This window comes from Siccirubricoccus phaeus (assembly GCF_008360935.1).
GTDB classification, from domain to species: domain Bacteria; phylum Pseudomonadota; class Alphaproteobacteria; order Acetobacterales; family Acetobacteraceae; genus Siccirubricoccus; species Siccirubricoccus phaeus.
In genome coordinates this window covers 35,705-53,980 of the sequence record NZ_SRXO01000032.1, presented here as the reverse complement: position 1 = coordinate 53,980, position 18,276 = coordinate 35,705, and the positions used below count along the sequence as shown (strand labels likewise).

At 70.3% G+C, this 18,276-nt stretch carries 14 protein-coding genes and 1 riboswitch; of the genes, 3 read left to right on the top strand and 11 right to left on the bottom strand.

What is annotated here, in order from left to right; genetic code table 11:
* The first annotated feature begins 583 nt into the window (after positions 1 to 583).
* The gene (locus E5N76_RS27615) at positions 584 to 1,663 is read left to right on the top strand and encodes a M23 family metallopeptidase (protein WP_149541199.1); all 1,080 of its coding nucleotides are present in this window, start codon (positions 584 to 586) and stop codon (positions 1,661 to 1,663) included.
* Between the two features lie 199 nt (positions 1,664 to 1,862).
* Positions 1,863 to 4,550, top strand: a complete 2,688-nt coding sequence (locus tag E5N76_RS27610) for an esterase-like activity of phytase family protein (protein WP_149541198.1) — start codon at positions 1,863 to 1,865, stop codon at positions 4,548 to 4,550.
* Between the two features lie 182 nt (positions 4,551 to 4,732).
* Here the strand turns inward: E5N76_RS27610 and clpB are convergent, their stop codons facing one another.
* Positions 4,733 to 7,321, bottom strand: a complete 2,589-nt coding sequence (gene clpB / locus E5N76_RS27605) for an ATP-dependent chaperone ClpB (RefSeq protein ID WP_149541197.1) — start codon at positions 7,319 to 7,321, stop codon at positions 4,733 to 4,735.
* A 189-nt stretch (positions 7,322 to 7,510) separates the two neighbouring features.
* On the opposite strand from clpB, the gene E5N76_RS27600 reads away from it, so the two are divergent.
* Positions 7,511 to 8,281, top strand: a complete 771-nt coding sequence (locus E5N76_RS27600) for an MOSC domain-containing protein (RefSeq protein WP_149541196.1) — start codon at positions 7,511 to 7,513, stop codon at positions 8,279 to 8,281.
* 104 nt (positions 8,282 to 8,385) lie between these two features.
* On the opposite strand, the gene thiC is transcribed toward E5N76_RS27600, so the two are convergent.
* The 10 genes from thiC to E5N76_RS31210 all read right to left on the bottom strand — a co-directional run bounded on the left by thiC (position 8,386) and on the right by E5N76_RS31210 (position 18,187).
* Entirely contained in the window at positions 8,386 to 10,215 is a 1,830-nt protein-coding gene (gene thiC / locus E5N76_RS27595) for a phosphomethylpyrimidine synthase ThiC (protein WP_149541195.1), read from the bottom strand.
* 62 nt (positions 10,216 to 10,277) lie between these two features.
* A riboswitch (TPP riboswitch) is annotated at positions 10,278 to 10,386 on the bottom strand.
* Positions 10,387 to 10,595: 209 nt separating this feature from the next.
* Positions 10,596 to 11,075, bottom strand: coding sequence for a DUF4167 domain-containing protein (locus E5N76_RS27590; RefSeq protein WP_235907927.1), 480 nt, complete (start codon positions 11,073 to 11,075; stop codon positions 10,596 to 10,598).
* 254 nt (positions 11,076 to 11,329) lie between these two features.
* Complete coding sequence (gene prmC / locus E5N76_RS27585; RefSeq protein ID WP_187830447.1) at positions 11,330 to 12,205, bottom strand: peptide chain release factor N(5)-glutamine methyltransferase; 876 nt, start codon at positions 12,203 to 12,205, stop codon at positions 11,330 to 11,332.
* Positions 12,202 to 13,257 carry a peptide chain release factor 1 gene (prfA, locus tag E5N76_RS27580; RefSeq protein WP_149541194.1) on the bottom strand — a complete coding sequence of 352 codons (1,056 nt, stop codon included), beginning with the start codon at positions 13,255 to 13,257 and terminating at the stop codon, positions 12,202 to 12,204. The genes prmC and prfA overlap by 4 nt, the downstream gene beginning before the upstream one ends.
* Positions 13,254 to 14,594, bottom strand: coding sequence for a histidine--tRNA ligase (gene hisS / locus E5N76_RS27575; RefSeq protein ID WP_149541193.1), 1,341 nt, complete (start codon positions 14,592 to 14,594; stop codon positions 13,254 to 13,256). The genes prfA and hisS overlap by 4 nt, the downstream gene beginning before the upstream one ends.
* Before the next feature lie 52 nt (positions 14,595 to 14,646).
* A complete protein-coding gene (locus E5N76_RS31610) occupies positions 14,647 to 14,838 on the bottom strand; it encodes a type II toxin-antitoxin system VapC family toxin (protein WP_207792133.1) in 192 nt (63 codons plus the stop codon).
* A 188-nt stretch (positions 14,839 to 15,026) separates the two neighbouring features.
* Positions 15,027 to 15,290: an AbrB/MazE/SpoVT family DNA-binding domain-containing protein gene (locus E5N76_RS27565; protein WP_149541192.1), complete on the bottom strand. Its 264-nt coding sequence runs from the start codon at positions 15,288 to 15,290 to the stop codon at positions 15,027 to 15,029.
* A gap of 282 nt (positions 15,291 to 15,572) precedes the next feature.
* Entirely contained in the window at positions 15,573 to 15,725 is a 153-nt protein-coding gene (locus E5N76_RS29910) for a hypothetical protein (protein ID WP_187830446.1), read from the bottom strand.
* Positions 15,722 to 16,864 carry a flavodoxin-dependent (E)-4-hydroxy-3-methylbut-2-enyl-diphosphate synthase gene (gene ispG, locus E5N76_RS27560; protein ID WP_149541191.1) on the bottom strand — a complete coding sequence of 381 codons (1,143 nt, stop codon included), beginning with the start codon at positions 16,862 to 16,864 and terminating at the stop codon, positions 15,722 to 15,724. Before ispG ends, E5N76_RS29910 begins: the two co-directional genes overlap by 4 nt.
* A gap of 264 nt (positions 16,865 to 17,128) precedes the next feature.
* Positions 17,129 to 18,187, bottom strand: coding sequence for a helix-turn-helix domain-containing protein (locus tag E5N76_RS31210; protein ID WP_149541190.1), 1,059 nt, complete (start codon positions 18,185 to 18,187; stop codon positions 17,129 to 17,131).
* Between the last annotated feature and the right edge of the window lie 89 nt (positions 18,188 to 18,276).

Genomic DNA, 18,276 nt, shown 5'->3' with positions numbered 1-18,276 from the left:
CAGCCCAGCAGCAGCGCCGCCCGCGCATCCCACCCCAGGACCAGGACCACCCTCAGGCAGACCCAAACCTAAAAGCACACCAAAACCACTGAACGCGCTTCCAAAAACCAGATACACTTGTCAATGAACAAATCCCCGCGCGGCCGGCCCAAGGGTAGAACCCTAAGGCCCGACCGGCTGAACCCTGCCGGGTGGGGAGCGTCCGCGTCATCCGCGGGCCAGTGAACTTAGTGGCTCTCACCACCGCAGTCAAGGCCCCGTTCCGCGTCCCGTCTCGGAGCCAGGCGGCTCGTCGTCGGGAGGCGGCTTCTAGTCCCCTCCCCGCCCCCTGTCAAACGGGTTTTTCCGGGTTTTTTCACCACCTCACCTCGTCTCGAAACCGCACATGTCAATCCGTTGACAGCGCACGCTATTCCCGGGAGGTGTCGCACGCATTCCAGCCCTCGGAGGGGTTTTCATGCCGCATCGCCGGCGGCGCCTGTGGCGCTGCGCCGTTTTCGCCTGCCTCGCTTTCGAAGCCGTCCCCGCTCCGGCCCAGCCCCCGGCAGAAACACCCCACCAGGTCACCCACAGGCTGCAGCCGGTGGGCGAGGACTCCCCTGCCCGCCTCCTCGCCGCCGCCGGCATCCCGCCAGAGCAGGCCGCGCCCGCCCTGGCCGCCCTCTCCCCCTACCTGCCCGGCCAGCGCCTGCGCCCCGACCAGGCGCTGACGCTGCAGCAGGACGCCGCTACGGACCGCCTCATCGGCCTTGCCCTCGAGCCCGAACCCGGCCGCCTCGTCACCGCCACGAGGGACGGCGCCGGCTGGCGGACGGAGGAAGTGGCGGCGCGGGCCTATCGCCGCCTGGCGCTGGCCGCCGGCGCCATCCGTGGCGTGGTGGTGGAGGATCTGCGCGCCGCCGGCCTGCCTGCCCCCCTGGCACGGGAACTGGTGCAGAGCCTGGCCCAAGCCGTGGACCTGCAGCGCGAGGTGGGCCCGCGGGACCGCTTCACCATCCTCTTCGAGCGCTTCCGCGACGCCGAGGGCCGCGTGCTGCGCGACGGCGCGGCCGTCTATGCCGAATTCCACCTCTCCGGCCAGCGCCTGACGCTCTGGCGGCAGGAGACGCCGAATGGCGGCGAGTGGTTCGACGCGGCCGGGCGCAGCCTGCGCCGCGCCTTCCTCCGCACGCCGCTGGAAAGCGCGAAGGTGAGTTCCGGCTTCGGCCAGCGGCGCCATCCGGTGCTGGGCTTCACCCGCCAACACCAAGGGGTGGATTTCGCCGCACCGCGCGGCACGCCGGTCTTCGCCGCGGCCGATGGCGTGGTGGCGGAGGCTGGCTGGCGCAGCGGCTATGGCCGGGTGTTGCGCCTGACCCATGCGGGCGGGCGGGAAACGCTCTACGCCCATCTCTCCGCCATCGGCGCGACGATGCGGCCGGGCACGGCGGTGCGGCAGGGCGAGGTGATCGGCCGCGTCGGCGCCACCGGCCTGGCGACCGGCCCGCATCTGCATTTCGAGGTCATCGCGGATGGCCGCCCGGTGGATCCGGCGCGGCTGGAAGCGGTGCCGGCGCTGCGGCTGGAAGGCCCTCAGCTTGCCGCCTTCCGCGCCCGGCAGGCGGTGCTGGCGGCGCATCTTTCGCAGCTGTCGCCCTGGCAGGAGGTGGCGCTGGCGCCCTGATCCGCGCCACTGCGGCCGCGGGCACCGGCGAGTGGCCCGGAGCCGGAACAGTGGTGGCAGAACAACGCGCTGCCCGCGCGCCATTCCTGGACAGCACGGATGCGGCTCCGGAATCCGTGATTCGTGATCCGCGACGTGCGGGTGACCGTCATCGACCGGCCTCTAGTCCCGCTGCCGCCGGGATCCTGCGGAGGTCGCCATGTCGCTCAACATACTTCTCACCAATGATGACGGTTATGATTCGCCAGGCCTCATCGCGCTCTATGACGCGCTGAAGGCCGCCGGGGAGAATGTCCACATCGTCGCGCCCGCGGCGAATCAGAGCGCACAGGGCAGCTCGCTCGGCGGCCCCGCCGCCTTCGACGAGCCCTTCGCCGTCACCGAATTTTCGCCCGGCAATTACGCGGTGGATGGCCGCCCCGTCGCTGCCACGCTGGTTGGTCTCGACGTGCTCGACCTGTTCGGCGGCGAGGCGCCGGACATCGTCATCTCCGGCACCAACCGGGGCGACAATACCGGGGAGAGCGAGAACATCTCCGGCACCGTGAACGCCGCCGTCGCGGCGCTGCAGCGGGGCATTCCGGCCATCGCCCTCTCGGCCGGCTCCGAGGATGGCAGCTATGACACTGCCTACGCCAATTCGGCGGAATTCCTCGTCAGCCTGCTGGACAAGCTCGAGGCGGCGCGGCCGGAAGGCGGCGCACTGATCCCCGGCGGCAAGGGGCTCTCCATCAACATCCCCGGCACTGCCGATCCGCTCGGCCTCGCCATCACGCGCATCGACCAGGAATCCTCCGCCAGCTACCCGATCGGCGAGAAGCCGAGCGGCCTCTACAACTCCACCTTCACGCCGAACACCGATCCCTCCGGCAACCCGATCTCCGAGGGCGCGCAATTCCTCGAAGGCCGGGTGACGCTCTCGCCCATCGACGGGAACTGGACGGCCTCCGAGCAGCAGCGCCTGGCGCTGGAGGACCGGCTGGACGGCAAGCTGGGCGATTGGGACCGGCCCGAGGCGCAGCCGCTGAAGGTGATGCTGGTGAATGAGGAAGGCGCCGATGCGCCGGGCCTCGAGCTGCTGCGCGAGACCCTGCTCGATCTCGGCTACGAGGTCACGGTGGTGGCGCCGGCGAGTGCGCAGGACGGCCTCGGCACCGCGCTGACGCTGACGGATTTCGCCGTGGAGCACACCACGGATGGCTATGCGGTGGCGGCGACGCCGAGCACCACGGTCTATACCGGGCTGGACGCGCTGCTGACCGGCGTGGCGCGGCCTGACCTCATCGTCTCCGGCATCGATGGTGGGCCGAGCCTCGGCTATGAGGGCGTGACGTCCGGCACCTTGGCCGCCGCCGTCGCCGGCGTGTTCAATTACGGCGTGCCCTCCATCGCCGTCTCCACCGAGGTGGATTCGTCGCACGGCACCGATTGGTGCAGCCTGTGGCATGCCAGCCAGATCACCGCCGACCTGATCCTGGAGCTGCAGGCGACGGCGGGCGCCGATGGTACGCTGCTGCCGCAGGGCGTCGGGCTGAACGTCAACATCCCGAAATACGCCAATCCGTCCGACGTGGTCTTCACCCGCATGGACGCCGCCACCGACCACGACCTGCGCGCCGTGGCGACCGGCACGGAGGGCGAGGCGAAGCTGGAATTCGGCGGTCCGGTGGTGACGGACGATCCGCTGGCGGAGGGCAATGCCTTCGCTGCCGGCCACATCACCGTCACGCCGATCGACGCGAATTACGGCGCCCAGGAATTCGGCGCCTACGACTTCATCGGCGACCTGCTCGGCGTGCCATTCGGCCTGCCGACCAGCACCGGCCTGTTCCCCGGTGAGGCGCGGGTCGGCGGCATCGAATTCCTCGGCGAGAGCGATATCGGCTTCGGCCACAGCTTCGGCGGGCTGCAGATCGGTGGGCTCTCCGCCATCACCTGGGATGCGGCGACGGGGCAGTATTACGCGCTCGCCGATGACCGCTCGGCGGATGCGCGCTTCTTCACCCTGGATATCGGGCTGGAGGATGGCGCGCTCTCCCAGGGCGATGTCGCCTTCAAGGGCGTGCACCGGCTAGGGCAGGAGGATGGCCAGCATTTCCCGGCCAATTCGCTGGACCCGGAGGGGCTGGCCCTGGCGCCGGACGGCACGCTCTATCTCTCCTCGGAGGGCGATGCGAGCCAGCTCATCTCGCCCTTCGTGGCGCAGTTCGACCTGACGGGGCAGCGCATCGCGGAGCTGCCGGTGGATGAGAAATTCACGCCCACCGCCGACGAATCCTCGGGCATCCGCAACAACCTGGCCTTCGAGGGGCTGACCGTGACGCCGGACGGCAAGACGCTGTTCGTCGGCACGGAGGATGCGCTGTACCAGGACGGGCCGGATGCAACGGTCGAGGCCGGCTCGCCTTCGCGCATCCTGGCCTATGACACGGCGACGGGCCAGGAGACGGCGGAATACGCCTATCTGACCGACCCCATCGTCGATGCACCGATGCCGGTCGATGCCTTCGCCACCAACGGGCTGGCGGAGTTGCTGGCGCTGGACAACCAGGGCACCATGCTGGCGCTGGAGCGGTCCTTCTCCACCGGCGTTGCCGGCAACGACATCCGGCTGTACCTGGTGCGGACGGAGGATGCGACGGATGTCTCGGGCCTGCCGGCGCTGGCGGGGCAGGATTACATTCCGGCGCAGAAGACGCTGCTGCTGGACCTGGATGACCTCGGCATTCCGCTCGACAATATCGAGGGCATGACCTTCGGCCCCGACCTGGCGGATGGGCGGAAGAGCCTGGTGATGGTGGCGGACGACAATTTCAGCGACACGCAGGTGACGCAGTTCCTGGCGTTTGCGCTGGATGTGAAGGCGGGCAGCGCGGACCTGCTGTAGGTCGAGGAGGGCTCTGCCCTCCTCGAGCTCCACCCGCCAAAGGCCGAAAGGCCTTTGGAAACCATGAGTCTTGGACCCGTCGGTCGAGACGCAAAACTCAAGGGTTCAAAGGGCCCTTCGGCCCTTTGCGGGTGGGGTTGGACGCACTGCGTCCAACGTGAGAGGGAGGGCAGAGCCCTCCCTCAAGCCGCCGCGGCGACGGGTCCCTGCCGCAGTTCCAGCCCATCGGCGCTGGCGGTCACCTGCACCACCTCACCGTCATGGATGCTGCCTTCCAGCAGCCGGTTCGCCAGCTTGTCCTGCAGGCTGCGCTGGATCACCCGCTTCAGCGGCCGGGCGCCATAGGCCGGGTCGTAGCCCGCTTCCGCCAGCCATTCCCGCGCGGACTCGTCCAGCTCCAGCGCGATATGCCGCTCCGCCAGCAGCTTGCGCAGCCGGCCGAGCTGGATATCGACGATCGCCGCCATGTCGCTCCGCGCCAGGCGCCGGAACAGCACGATCTCATCCAGCCGGTTGAGGAATTCCGGCCGGAACCGGTCCCGCACCGCCCGCATCACCGCCGGCCGCGCTTCCTCGATATCCGCGCTCTCCGGCAGATCCGCGATCGCCATGCTGCCGAGATTGCTGGTCAGCACGATGATGGTGTTGCGGAAATCCACCGTCCGCCCCTGGCCATCCGTCAGCCGGCCGTCGTCCAGCACCTGGAGCAGGATGTTGAACACATCCTCATGCGCCTTCTCGACCTCGTCGAACAGGATGACCTGGTAGGGCCGGCGCCGCACCGCTTCCGTCAGCGCGCCGCCCTCATCATAGCCGACATAGCCGGGCGGGGCGCCGATCAGGCGGGAGACGGCGTGCTTTTCCATGTACTCGGACATGTCGATGCGCGTCATCGCCCGCTCGTCGTCGAACAGGAAGTTCGCCAGGGACTTCACCAGCTCCGTCTTGCCGACGCCGGTCGGGCCGAGGAAGAGGAAGCTGCCGATCGGCCGGTTCGGGTCCTGCAACCCGGCCCGCGCCCGGCGCACGGCCTTGGAGACCGCCTCCAGCGCCTCCTCCTGCCCCACCACGCGCTGGCGGAGCTGGTCCTCCATCTTCAGCAGCTTGGCGCGCTCGCCCTCCAGCATCTTCTCCACCGGAATGCCGGTCCAGCGGCTGACGACGGCGGCGATGCCTTCCTCCGTCACCGCCTCATTCACCAGCCGCGCATCGCCGTCGCCGGCGGAGGCGATCTGCTTCTCCAGCCCCGGGATGACGCCGTATTTCAGCTCGCCCGCCTTGGCGTAGTCGCCGCGGCGCTCGGCCAGCTCCAGCTCGGTGCGGGCCTTGTCCAGCTCCTCCTTCGCCTTCTGGGTGGCGACGACCTTGCCCTTCTCCGCCTCCCAGGCCGAGGTCATCTCGCGCGACCGCTCCTCGAGATCGGCCAGCTCCTTCTCGAGCTTCGCCAGCCGGTCGCGGGAGGCAGCGTCCTCCTCCTTCTTCAGCGCCTCGCGCTCGATCCGCAGCCGGGTCAGGTCGCGGTCGATGGCGTCCAGCTCCTCCGGCTTGCTGTCCACCTGCATGCGCAGGCGGGAGCTCGCCTCATCCACCAGGTCGATCGCCTTGTCCGGCAGGAAGCGGTCGGTGATGTAGCGGTTGGAGAGGGTCGCCGCCGCCACCAGCGCGCTGTCGGTGATGCGGACGCCGTGATGCGTCTCGTACTTGTCCTTGATGCCGCGGAGGATGGAGATGGTGTCCTCCACGCTCGGCTCGCCGACGAAGACCGGCTGGAAGCGCCGGGCCAGCGCGGCATCCTTCTCCACATGCTTGCGGTATTCGTCGAGCGTCGTCGCGCCGATGCAGTGCAGCTCGCCGCGGGCCAGGGCCGGCTTGAGCAGATTGGAGGCGTCCATGGCGCCATCCGCCTTGCCCGCGCCCACCAGCGTGTGCATTTCGTCGATGAACAGGATGATCTCGCCGGCCGCCTGCTCCACCTCGGAGAGCACGCCCTTGAGGCGTTCCTCGAATTCGCCGCGGTATTTCGCGCCGGCGACCATGGCGCCGAGGTCGAGGGCGAGGACGCGCTTGTTCTTCAGCGCCTCGGGCACATCGCCCTTGACGATGCGCAGCGCCAGGCCCTCGACGATCGCGGTCTTGCCGACACCGGGCTCGCCGATCAGCACCGGGTTGTTCTTGGTGCGGCGGGCCAGCACCTGGATGGCGCGGCGGATCTCCTCGTCACGGCCGATCACCGGGTCCAGCTTGCCGGTGCGCGCCGCCTCGGTGATGTCGCGGGCGTATTTCTTCAGCGCGTCGAAGCTCTGCTCGGCATTGGCGCTATCCACCTTGCGGCCCTTGCGGAGCTGCGCCACGGCGGCGTCCAGCTTGGCGCCATCGGCGCCGGCCTGCTTCAGGATGCGCCCGGCGGGCGAGTCGCTCTGGGCGAGCGCCACCAGCAGCCGGTCCTGCGCCACATAGGAATCGCCGGCGCGCTGCGCCTGCTGCTGGGCGGCGTCGAGGACGCGGACGATATCGGGCGTGAATTGCGGCTGGCCGGCGCCGCCGCCGGAGACCTTGGGCTGCTTCGCAATCTCCGCGTCCACCGCCTGCTTCGCCCGGGCTGGATCGCCGCCGGCGGCGGAGATGAGGCCGGAGGCCGCCCCCTGCTCGTCATCCAGCAGGGCCTTCAGCAAATGCTCCGGCGTGACGCGCTGATGGTATTCGCGGATGGCAATGGTCTGCGCCGCCTGCAGGAAGCCCTTGGCGCGGTCGGTGAATTTCTCGATGTCCATGCTCGCTTTGTCCCCCGTCCGCGGGAGGGAGGACCGCCGGCGCCGCCGCGCCCGAGGCCCTCCGCCCCGCCAACTTGTTGGCGACCGGTTCCCACCACCCCTTCATAGGCAGCGGCAGGGACCAAGTTCGTCCCGGATGTGGTATTCCGCCTTGGGCTGGGTCAAGGGCCGGGAAAGGAAAATGTTCCGATGCGCGTCGAGCAGATCTATCGCTACCCGGTGAAGGGCCTGACGGCGGAGGCGCTGGAGGAGGTGATGCTGGCGGAAGGCCAGTGCCTGCCGCATGATCGCCGCTTCGCCCTGGCCCAGGGCGACGCGCCCTTCGACCCCGCCGCCCCCGCCTGGCTGCAGAAGCGGCATTTCGGCTGCCTGATGGCGAATGCCAGGCTGGCGATGCTGCATTCCGCCTTCGACCCGAAGACCGGGGTGCTGGCCATCCGCCCGCCGGAGGGCCCGCCGCTGCTGGGAGATACGCGGAGCGAGGCGGGGCGCGCCGAGATCGCCGCCTTCCTCACCGCCTTCCTGGGGGAGGAGGCGCGAGGGGTGCCGCGCTTCGTCGAATCGCCCGGGCACCACTTCACCGATGTGGCGACGAAATGCGTCTCCATCATCGGCCTGGCCAGCCTGGCGGCGCTGGAGAAGGCGGTGGGGATGAAGCTGGATCCGCTGCGCTTCCGGGCCAATGTCTATGTCTCGGGCGGCGCGCCCTGGGCGGAGTTCGACTGGGTGGGGCAGGAGATCCAGCTCGGCGCCGCGCGGCTGCGGGTGTTCAAGCGCATCATCCGCTGCCCGGCGACGGAAGTGAATCCGGACACCGCCGAGCGGGACGCCAAGCCGCCGCAATGGCTGCGGCAGCATTTCGGCCATGCGGATCTGGGGGTCTATGCCGAGGTGATCGAGGGCGGCCGCATCGCGGTGGGGGATGCGCTGGAGCCGCTGGACGGGGAGCTGTTGCGGTAGGGGGGTGGGGAGGCGGGAAAACCCCCCACCCCGGCCCTCCCCCGCAAGCGGGGGAGGGGGCGCACTCTCCCTCCCCCCGCTTGCGGGGAGGGCGGGGTGGGGGCCTACTCGGCGGCCGGCTGCGGCGCCGCGTAGATCTCCCCGCCATTGGCCAGGAAGCGCTCGCTCTGCTTCGCCATCTCCGCCTGCGCCGCGTTGCGGATGTCCTGGCTGATCTTCATGGAGCAGAATTTCGGCCCGCACATGGAGCAGAAATGCGCCAGCTTGGCGCCCTCGGCCGGCAGGGTCTGGTCGTGGAATTTCTCCGCCGTCTCCGGGTCCAGGCTCAGGTTGAACTGGTCGCGCCAGCGGAATTCGAAGCGCGCCCGGCTCAGCGCGTCGTCGCGCAATTTCGCCGCCGGATGGCCCTTCGCCAGGTCGGCGGCATGCGCCGCGATCTTGTAGGTGATGACGCCGGTCTTCACATCGTCCCGGTCCGGCAGGCCGAGATGCTCCTTCGGCGTGACGTAGCAGAGCATCGCCGTGCCGAACCAACCGATCATCGCCGCCCCGATGCCGCTGGTGATGTGGTCATAGCCCGGGGCGATGTCCGTGGTGAGCGGGCCGAGAGTGTAGAAGGGTGCCTCCCCGCATTCGCGGAGCTGCTTGTCCATGTTCTCCTTGATCTTGTGCATCGGCACATGGCCGGGGCCTTCGATCATCACCTGGCAATCCTGCTTCCAGGCGATCTGCGTCAGCTCGCCCAGCGTCTCCAGCTCGGCGAATTGCGCGGCGTCGTTGGCGTCCGCGATGCTGCCCGGCCTGAGGCCGTCGCCCAGCGAGAAGGAGACGTCATAGGCCCGCATGATCTCGCAGATCTCGGCGAAGCGTTCGTAGAGGAAGCTCTCGCGGTGATGCGCCAGGCACCACTTTGCCATGATGGAACCGCCGCGGGAGACGATGCCGGTGACGCGCTTCGCGGTCAGCGGAATGTAGGGCAGCCGCACCCCCGCATGGATGGTGAAATAGTCCACCCCCTGCTCCGCCTGCTCGATCAGCGTGTCGCGGAAGATCTCCCAGGTCAGCTCCTCCGCCTTGCCGCCCACCTTCTCCAGCGCCTGGTAGATCGGCACCGTGCCGATCGGCACCGGGGAGTTGCGGATGATCCATTCCCGCGTGGTGTGGATGTTGCGGCCGGTGCTGAGATCCATCGCCGTGTCGGCACCCCAGCGGATGGCCCAGACCAGCTTGTCCACCTCCTCGCCCACCGAGGACCAGACCGCGCTGTTGCCGATATTGGCGTTGATCTTCACCAGGAAATTCCGGCCGATCGCCATCGGCTCGGATTCCGGGTGGTTGATGCTGGCGGGGATGATGGCGCGGCCGCGCGCCACCTCGTCGCGGACGAATTCCGGCGTGACGTAGTCCGGGATGGCGGCGCCGAAGCTCTCGCCGTCCCGCGCCGCCGCCTCACGCGCACGCTCGCGGCCGAGATTCTCCCGGATCGCGACGTATTCCATCTCCGGCGTGACGATGCCGGCGCGGGCATAGGCGAGTTGGGTGGGCGCCGCGCCCGGCTTCGCCCGCAGCGGGCGGCGGGTGGCGCGGTCGAAGACCGGCACGCGGCTCGCCTCGCCGGGCTTCAGCCCATTGTCCTCCGGCTTCGGATCGCGGCCGGCATAGGCTTCCACATCGCCGCGGGCGGCGATCCAGGCGGCGCGCAGCGGCTTCAGGCCCTGGCGGATATCGGTGCGCTGCGCCGGGTCGGTATAGGGGCCGGACGCGTCATAGACGCGCAGCGGCGCCTCGCCCCCACCGACCGTGATCTCCCGCATCGCCACGCGGATCTCCGGGTGCAGCGTGCCAGGCACATGAACCTTGGCCGAGGCCGGCAGCGGGCCGGTCGTCACCTGCGGCAGATCGGGGGTGCCATTGGGCGTAATGGTGTCGGGCATTCCTGGACCTCCTTCGATTCGGAGATCCGGGTGACGTGACCTGCGCGGGGGGCACGCCGCGGCGCACCCAAAGGTTCCGTTCCCTACGCCGGCATGACCCGGATCAGGTTCGCAGGGTCAGGGCGCCACAGCCCACTCTCAGCCCCTGGCGGGGCCCCCCTTGGAACGGGGAAAGCCTGCGCCTGGGACCCGAGGATGTCAAATGGATGGCGGCACAAATGCCGGGCCATGGGCGGGCATCGGAAGCGATGCCCGTCATCCTGCCGCGGCGGGCTGTACGCGGCCCGGGAAGAAAGCGGCTCGTCCAAGGTCCCGATGGAGCCGGCGGCTTGATGGGGAAGCAGGGCCCGCGGGGGCGCATAGCGACCTCGCGGAGAAAATCACGCCGGCTCGCGCGGCTCCGGCTGCAGGGCATCGGCCTCGGCCTCCGCCTCCATCGCATGGCCGTTCACATGGCCGTTCAGCTCGGGCTGGTCGCCGGCCTCCCCGCCCTCGCCGGCCTGGTCCGGGCCCGGCTGGTAGCGGCGATGCTGGCCCTGCCCGCCTTCCCGCTGCTGCTGCGCCTGGTTCATGGCGTTGAGGATGCGGAAATAGTGCTCCGCATGCTGGAAATACCCCTCCGCCATCACCCGGTCGCCGGAGCCGGTCGCATCGCGGCCGAGCTGGAGGTATTTCTCGAAGAGTTGCTGCGCCGTGCCCCGCAGCCGCATGTCCGGCCCGTTGGAGTCGAAGACATGGTTGCGGTTCATCGGCTGATGGCCGCCGCCGCCGCCCCCGGCATTCCGGAACTGGCCGCCGCCGCCACCCCCCCCGCCGCCACCATGCCGGTGGTTGCGGCCGCGCATGCGTTTCATGTTCATCGCTGTTCTGTCTGCCGTCTCGCAGCTAGCCGCCCCGGACAGGCCGGAGGGTTCCGGCGTAGTCCGGCAGTGGCGATCAATGTCATCCAAGGCCCTGGGCCATCGGTGCCCCGCGCTCTGCCGCGGCAAGCTGTTCCGGCCATGGGCGAGGCCCTTGCGTCCCGGCGGCGGGCCGTGCCCGACCGCCCCGCGAGGGCCGAACGCACCCTACAAGCTGCGCCGCAGCACGCCAAACGGTTTTTTCCGGCAGGCGGTCACCCGAGGCGGAGGGCACGTTCGATGCCGCCCAGATCGGGATGGCAGCCTCGCGATGCAAGGCCGGCGGTGCGGGCCAGCGCCTCCACCGCCGGGCGCTGGCCGGCGCCGAGTTCCAGCACCGCCTCCCCGCCCGGGGCGAGGAGGCGGGGCAGCGCCGCCACCAGGGCCCGGTAGGCGCCGAGGCCATCCGCCCCGCCATCCAGGGCGGAAGCCGGTTCATGCGCCGCCACCTCCGGCATCAGCCGGGGGATGTCGCCCGATTCGATGTAGGGCGGGTTGGAGAGGATGAGGTCGAAACGGGCCTGGATGGGCGCCGCCCAGTCGCCGGCGAGGAAGGCGGCGCGGTGGCCAAGGCCGAGCGCCCGGGCATTCTCCCGCGCCAGCGCGGCCGCCGCGGGCACGCGGTCGATGCCGAGTCCGGTGGCCTCGGGGAATTCCGTCAGCGCCGCCAGCAGCAGGCAGCCCGTGCCGGTGCCGAGATCCAGCACGCGCCGCACCCGGCCGCGGTCCGGGAAGGCGGCCAGCGCCGCCTCGATCAGCGCCTCCGAATCGGCGCGGGGGATGAGGGTGGCGGGGGAGACCCGGAAGGGCAGCGACCAGAATTCCTGCACGCCGAGCAGATGCGCGATCGGCGCGTGGTCCAGGCGGCGGCGGAGCATGTCGGCGAATCGGGAGGCGGCCGCGGGCGGCACCACGGCGCGCGGGTCCCGCAGCAGGTCCTCCTGCCGGCAGTCCATGGCATGGGCGAGGAGCAGGCGGGCCTCCAGCCGCGGCGCTTCGATGGCGGCGGCGCGGAGATGCTGGCCGGCGCGGCAGAGGAAGAAGCCGATGGTGCCTTCCGGGTCAGCGCAGGCGGGCTGCCGGTCGCTCACTCGCCCTCGGCCGCCAGGCGGGCCGCCTCGTCCTCCGCGGTCAGGGCGTCGATGATCTCGTCGAATTCGCCCAGCATCACGCGGTCGATCTTGTGCAGGGTCAGGCCGATGCGGTGATCGGTCACCCGCCCCTGCGGGAAATTATAGGTGCGGATGCGCTCGCTGCGGTCGCCGGTGCCGACCTGGCTCTTGCGGTCCGCCGCGCGAGCGCCGTGCAGACGGCCACGCTCCGCCTCGAACAGCCTGGCGCGCAGCACCTTCATCGCCTTGGCGCGGTTCTTGTGCTGGCTCTTCTCCTCCTGCATCGCCACCACCACGCCGGTCGGCAGGTGGGTGATGCGGACGGCGCTGTCCGTCTTGTTCACATGCTGGCCGCCGGCGCCGCTGGCGCGGTAGGTGTCGATGCGCAGATCGCTCTCGTTGATCTGCACATCCACCTCCTCCGCCTCCGGCAGCACCGCGACGGTGATGGTGGAGGTGTGGATCCGGCCCTGGGTTTCCGTCGCCGGCACGCGCTGCACGCGGTGCACGCCGCTTTCGTATTTCAGCCGGGCGAAGACGCCCTTGCCGGCGATCTCGGCGACGGCGCCCTTCACCCCGCCGAGGTCGCTCTCGTCATAGTCCAGCACCTCGAAGCGCCAGCGGCGGCTTTCGGCATAGCGCTGATAGGCGCGGAACAGCTCGGCGGCGAAGAGTGCGGCCTCGTCGCCGCCGGCGGCGGGGCGGATTTCCAGGATGGCGCTGCGCTCATCGGCGCTGTCCTTCGGCAGCAGCATGAGGCGCACCTCACGCTCCAGCGCCGGCACCGCCTCCTTCTGCGCCAGGTATTCGGCCTCGGCCAGCTCGCGCAGCTCCGGGTCGGCCAGCATCGCCTCGGCCTCGTCCCGGGCGCGTTCCGCGGCGCGCAGCGCCTCCACCTTCTCGACCAGCGGCTCCAGCTCCGACAGCTCCTTCGAGAGCGCACCGAACTGCCCGCCCTCCGCCGTCGCCAGAAGATGCTTCAGCTCCTCCGCCCGGGTCAGCACCCGGTCGAGCTTCTCGACGAGGCTCACCTCTCCTCGTCTCCCTCATCCTCCTCGGCCTCCAGCATCTCCGCCATCAGCGCCTGCATGGCGCTTTCGCTGGTGCCGGTCTCGGCCAGGGCGCGGATGAGCTCCTCCAGCGGCACCGTCTCCTGCGTCCCGGCATCGAGGTTGCGGATTGTGGCGGTGCCGGCGGCGATCTCCGCCTCGCCCAGGATGACGGCGGCGCCGGCCTTGACGCGGTTGGCGCGTTCCATCCGCCGCTTCATGTTGCCCTTGTAGGCGATCTCCGCGACCACCCCCCGCTCTCGCAACGCCTGCAGCACGGAAAGCGCCGCGGCTTCCGAGGTATCGCCGCCGGCCGGGATGATGGCGACGGGGCGTGGCGCCTCCGGCGTCAGCTCGGCCGCCTCCAGCAGCAGGGAGAGGCGTTCGACGCCGGCCGCCCAGCCGACCGAAGGGGTGGGCGGGCCGCCCATCTCCTCGACGAGGCCGTTGTAGCGGCCGCCGCCCATGACCGTGCCCTGGGCGCCGAGCCGGTCCGTGACGAATTCGAAGGCGGTGTGGCTGTAGTAGTCGAGCCCCCGGACGATCCGCGGATTCTCCCGGAAGGGCACGCCGAAGATGGTCAGGTAGGATTTGACCGCGGCGTAGAATTCCGCCGCCTCCGGCGTCAGGTGGTCGTGGATCGTGGGCGCCTCGGCGACCAGCGCCTTGTCGCGGGGGTCCTTGCTGTCCACGATCCGCAGCGGGTTCTTCTCCAGCCGCGCCTGGCTGTCCTCGGAAAGCTGGTCCTTGTGGGCGGTGAAATAGGCGATCAGCGCGGCGCGGTAGGCGTCCCGGCTGGCGGCGTCGCCCAGGGTGTTGATCTCCAGCACCGTGCCCTCGTCGATGCCGAGTTCCTGCTGGATGTGCCAGCCGCAGGCGATCACCTCGGCATCCGCCAGCGGCTCGGCGGCGCCCAGCACCTCGATGCCGATCTGGTGGAATTGCCGGTAGCGGCCCTTCTGCGGCCGCTCGTAGCGGAACATCGGCCCGGCATAGAAGACCTTGCGGGGCAGGTTGGCTTGCGTCAGGCCGTTGGAGACCAGCGCCCGGCAGACGCCGGCGGTGTTCTCCGGCCGCAGGGTGATGCTCTCCCCGCCGCGATCCTCGAAGGAATACATCTCCTTGGAGACGACGTCCGAGGTGTCGCCCAGGCCACGGGCGAAGACGCGGGTGTCCTCGAAGATCGGGGTGGCCCATTCCTCGAAGCCGTAGAGGGTCGCCACCCGCCGTGCCGTCTCGATGACGTGGAGGTGGCGGCGATATTCCTCGCCGATCAGGTCATGGGTGCCGCGGGCGGGCTGGAGCGGGGCTTGGGCCATGGGGTGGCGTTACTCCGGCGGATGGGCGCCCGGCAAGGGCCGGGGCCGGTCCTCAGGGGGCGATCAGGGCGAGGTCCGGGAAATAGGCGCGGTAGCGGCGCGGGGCGCGGGTCAGGAGGGGCAGGCCGGCGACGGCCGCGTGGGCGCCGATGAAGAAATCCGGCAGCACGCCGGTGCGGCTGCCGCCCCGGCGGCGGTACTCCCGGAAGGCCCGGCCGGCGAGGAAAAGGGCAGGCCGGGGCATCTGCGCATGCTCGATCCCAAGCCAGGAACGCCTCGCAGGCCTCGCACAGCGCAAAACCGACCGAAAGCTCCGCGAACACCACATCGTTGACGAGCAAGGGACCCGTCGCCGCGGCCCGGGACAGTGCCTCGGCCGACCAGGACGCCCAGCGCGGATGACCCTCGAACAGATCGATCAGCAGGCTGGTGTCAACCAGCGTCACCCCAGTCCTCTCCGCGGGTGAGGCGCATGACCTCTTCCGTCGTCATGCCGTTCCAGCCGGCAGGCGGCTTGCCCAGGAAGGGTACGAAACGGTCGGCGATGGGCGGATCGGGCTCGGCCCGCCGCAGCACCACCTGGCCGTCGGGCTGGAGCTCGAATTCCACAGCGCTCTCGCCCGGCGTGATCTCCAGCCGGTCGCGGATGGGCTTCTGGATAGTGACCTGACCCTTGATGGTGACGGGCATGCCCATGGCGGTAATACCCGCAAGCTCCTTGGTATTACCTAAGGCGGTGCCTAGCGGATGCAACGGCTGGGCCCGTACCGGCCCCGACCAGCACGGATCCGGACACTCCTGAGCTGAGCCGGCGATTCATGGCCTGGGCTTACCCGCGGCGGGCACCCAGGCCGATTTCAGGCTGGTGTCCCTATTCCGAAGTCCTGCGGACTTCGATCTCGGGCACCAGCTCTTGTTTTCAGTGGCCTGCTTGCCCGCTCCGTTCGCTGGAAATCAGCGAACGGAGCGGGCAGGACACTACCGCGCCATCCAGCTCACCGCCAGGAACAGCGCCAGTTGCAGCGCACACATCAGCCCCAGCCGCAGCAACAGCCCGGCTGGCGGGCCGCCCGGTGGCCCTGGCGGCCGCAGCCTTCCGACCAGCAGCGCGGCGATGCCGAGGCCGTTCACTCCGCCGCCTGCTTCGGCGCCTCCGCCGCCTTCTTGGCGGCCTCCTCGGCCTGGATCAGCGCCGCCTTCTTCTCCACCAGCTCCACCAGATGGTCCACCATCGCCGCCTCGTCGATGGTGTGGTCGGTCTTGCCGGCGGCATAGACCATGTGCCGCCCGGCGCCGCCGCCGGTCAGGCCGATATCAGTCATCAACGCCTCGCCCGGGCCGTTCACCACGCAGCCGATGATGGACAGCGTCAGCGGTGTCTCGATATGCGCCAGCCGCTCCTCCAGCGTCGCCACCGTCTTGATGACGTCGAAGCCCTGCCGGGCGCAGGAGGGGCAGGAGATGATCTTCACCCCCCGGTGCCGCAGGCCGAGGGATTTCAGGATCTCCCAGCCGACATGCACCTCCTCCTCCGGCTCCGCGCTCAGCGAGACGCGCAGCGTATCGCCGATGCCGGACCAGAGCAGGTTGCCGAGGCCGATCGCGGATTTCACCGTGCCGGTCCGCCGCCCGCCCGCCTCGGTGATGCCGATATGCAGCGGATGGTCGCACACCTCGGCGAGCTGCTGATAGGCGGCAACGGCCAGGAACACGTCGCTGGCCTTCACGCTGATCTTGAATTCGTGGAAGTCGTTCTGCAGCAGGTGGTCGGCGTGCCACAGGGCGCTTTCCACCAGCGCCTCCGGGTTCGGCTCGCCGTATTTCTCCAGCAGATGCTTCTCCAGGCTGCCGGCATTCACGCCGATGCGCATGGAGCAGCCATGGTCGCGGGCGGCCTTCACCACCTCCTTCACCCGATCGGCGCTGCCGATATTGCCCGGATTGATGCGCAGGCAGGCGGCGCCGGCCTTCGCCGCCTCGATGGCGCGGCGGTAGTGGAAATGGATGTCGGCGACGATCGGGACATTCACCTCGCGCACGATCTCATGCAGCGCCGCGGTGCTCTCCGGCGTCGGACAGGAAACGCGGACGATATCGACGCCGGCCAGCTCCGCCCGGCGGATCTGGGCGATGGTCGCCGCGGCATCCTCGGTGGGCGTGTTGGTCATGGTCTGGACGGTAATCGGCGCGTCGCCGCCGACCGGCACCTTGCCGACCATGATCTGGCGCGACTTGCGGCGGAGGATCTGCTGATAGGGGCGGTAGCTCATGCGGCATGTCCCATGGCGTCGCGGGCAATATGGCAGCGCGGGGCGGGGAGCCCAAGCGCCGCGGGCAGGGGCTTCGCCCCCGGGGCCCCACCAGGGGCGCTGCCCCTGGACCCCGCCGGGGGGTGGACCACCCCCCGGACCCCGGTGTGAGTCGGCAGGTTGAACCGGCAAACGCAGACCGGGGTCCGGGGCTAGGTCCTGGCCCCGGCGGAAGTGCAGAGGGCAGAGCCCTCTGCCGGGGGCATGGGGGCGGAGCCCCCATCCTCACTGCGCCGGCCGAGGCGCGGCCGTTGCTGCCCCGGCGCTGAGGAAGGCACGCAGCCGGTCCGGTTCTAGCGGCACGTCCCGCCGCACCGCCGGGCCGCCGCCCAGCCCGGGAATGGTCTGGCCGTCCACCAGGATGTCCAGGCCGAAGGCGTTGCCGGTGGTCAGCAGCAGCCCGTCCCGGTTCGGCACGGCGTAGCTCTCGCCGGGCCGCAGCACGCGGTTGAGGAGGACGTTGCCGGTCTGGCGGTCCCGCACCTGCAGCCAGCTATCCGCCTTGGCGCGCAGCACCACCCGGCCTTCCTCCGGCCGGGGGGCGGCCGGCGGGACGGGCGCCTGAACCGTGGGCTGGGCAGCAGGCGCTGCCGGCATCGGGCTGGGCGGGGCGACGCCGGGGGCCGGGCCCGGCAGGGTGGCCACTGGGCCGGCGCCCGGCGGCCGGGCCGGCGCAGCACCCGGCGGAAGCGCGGGGGGGAGAGGGGAGGCCGCCTGGGGCGCGGCCGGCACGGTGCCCTGGGGCGCGGCGGGCAGCGGCAGCGCAGGCAGGGGCGCGGGCGCCGAGGGTTCCGGCGCCGCTTGGCGCGCCGCCTGTTCGATCCGGGGCGGGAGGGGCGGCACCGCATCCACCGCCCGCCCGCCCGTCGCCGACCAATTGTACCAGGCGGCATAGGCGCCGACCGCCAGCACGGCGCCCACCAGCATCACCGCCCCGGCCGGCACGCCCCGGTCAGGCACCGGCTCCGGAAACACCAGATCGGTCTTCCGCGGCACCACCGGCCCGATACTGTCGCGGAAGCGGCGCACCATGTCGTCGGCATCGAGGCCCAGGGCACGGGCATAGGAGCGGACGAAGCCCACCGCATAGGCCGGGGCCGGCAGGTCCCGCACCCGCCCCTCCTCCAGCGCCGCCAGATAGACCCGGCGGATGCGCAGCGCGGCCGCCAGATCATCGACCGAAAGCCCGAGCGCCATGCGCGCATCGCGCAATTCCTCACCGAGCCGCGCGGCTTCTCCGGCGGAGGGTTCAGGTCGGGCGAAGCGTTTCATGTCATCGGGCACGCCGCGGCGATGTACTCCCCGGCGCCAGGGCCAGCAAACCGATTTCCGCGCCGGGGCGTGAATATCATGCCATGGACATGCCGCACGCC

What these genes read in the sequence shown, in the direction of transcription:
- E5N76_RS27610 (WP_149541198.1), top strand. Translation starts at nt 1,863, where the DNA reads ATGTCGCTCAACATACTTCTCACCAATGATGACGGTTATGATTCGCCA.
- clpB (WP_149541197.1), bottom strand. Translation starts at nt 7,321, where the DNA reads ATGGACATCGAGAAATTCACCGACCGCGCCAAGGGCTTCCTGCAGGCG.
- E5N76_RS27600 (WP_149541196.1), top strand. Translation starts at nt 7,511, where the DNA reads ATGCGCGTCGAGCAGATCTATCGCTACCCGGTGAAGGGCCTGACGGCG.
- thiC (WP_149541195.1), bottom strand. Translation starts at nt 10,215, where the DNA reads ATGCCCGACACCATTACGCCCAATGGCACCCCCGATCTGCCGCAGGTG.
- E5N76_RS27590 (WP_235907927.1), bottom strand. Translation starts at nt 11,075, where the DNA reads ATGAACATGAAACGCATGCGCGGCCGCAACCACCGGCATGGTGGCGGC.
- hisS (WP_149541193.1), bottom strand. Translation starts at nt 14,594, where the DNA reads ATGGCCCAAGCCCCGCTCCAGCCCGCCCGCGGCACCCATGACCTGATC.
- E5N76_RS31610 (WP_207792133.1), bottom strand. Translation starts at nt 14,838, where the DNA reads ATGCCCCGGCCTGCCCTTTTCCTCGCCGGCCGGGCCTTCCGGGAGTAC.
- E5N76_RS27565 (WP_149541192.1), bottom strand. Translation starts at nt 15,290, where the DNA reads ATGGGCATGCCCGTCACCATCAAGGGTCAGGTCACTATCCAGAAGCCC.
- ispG (WP_149541191.1), bottom strand. Translation starts at nt 16,864, where the DNA reads ATGAGCTACCGCCCCTATCAGCAGATCCTCCGCCGCAAGTCGCGCCAG.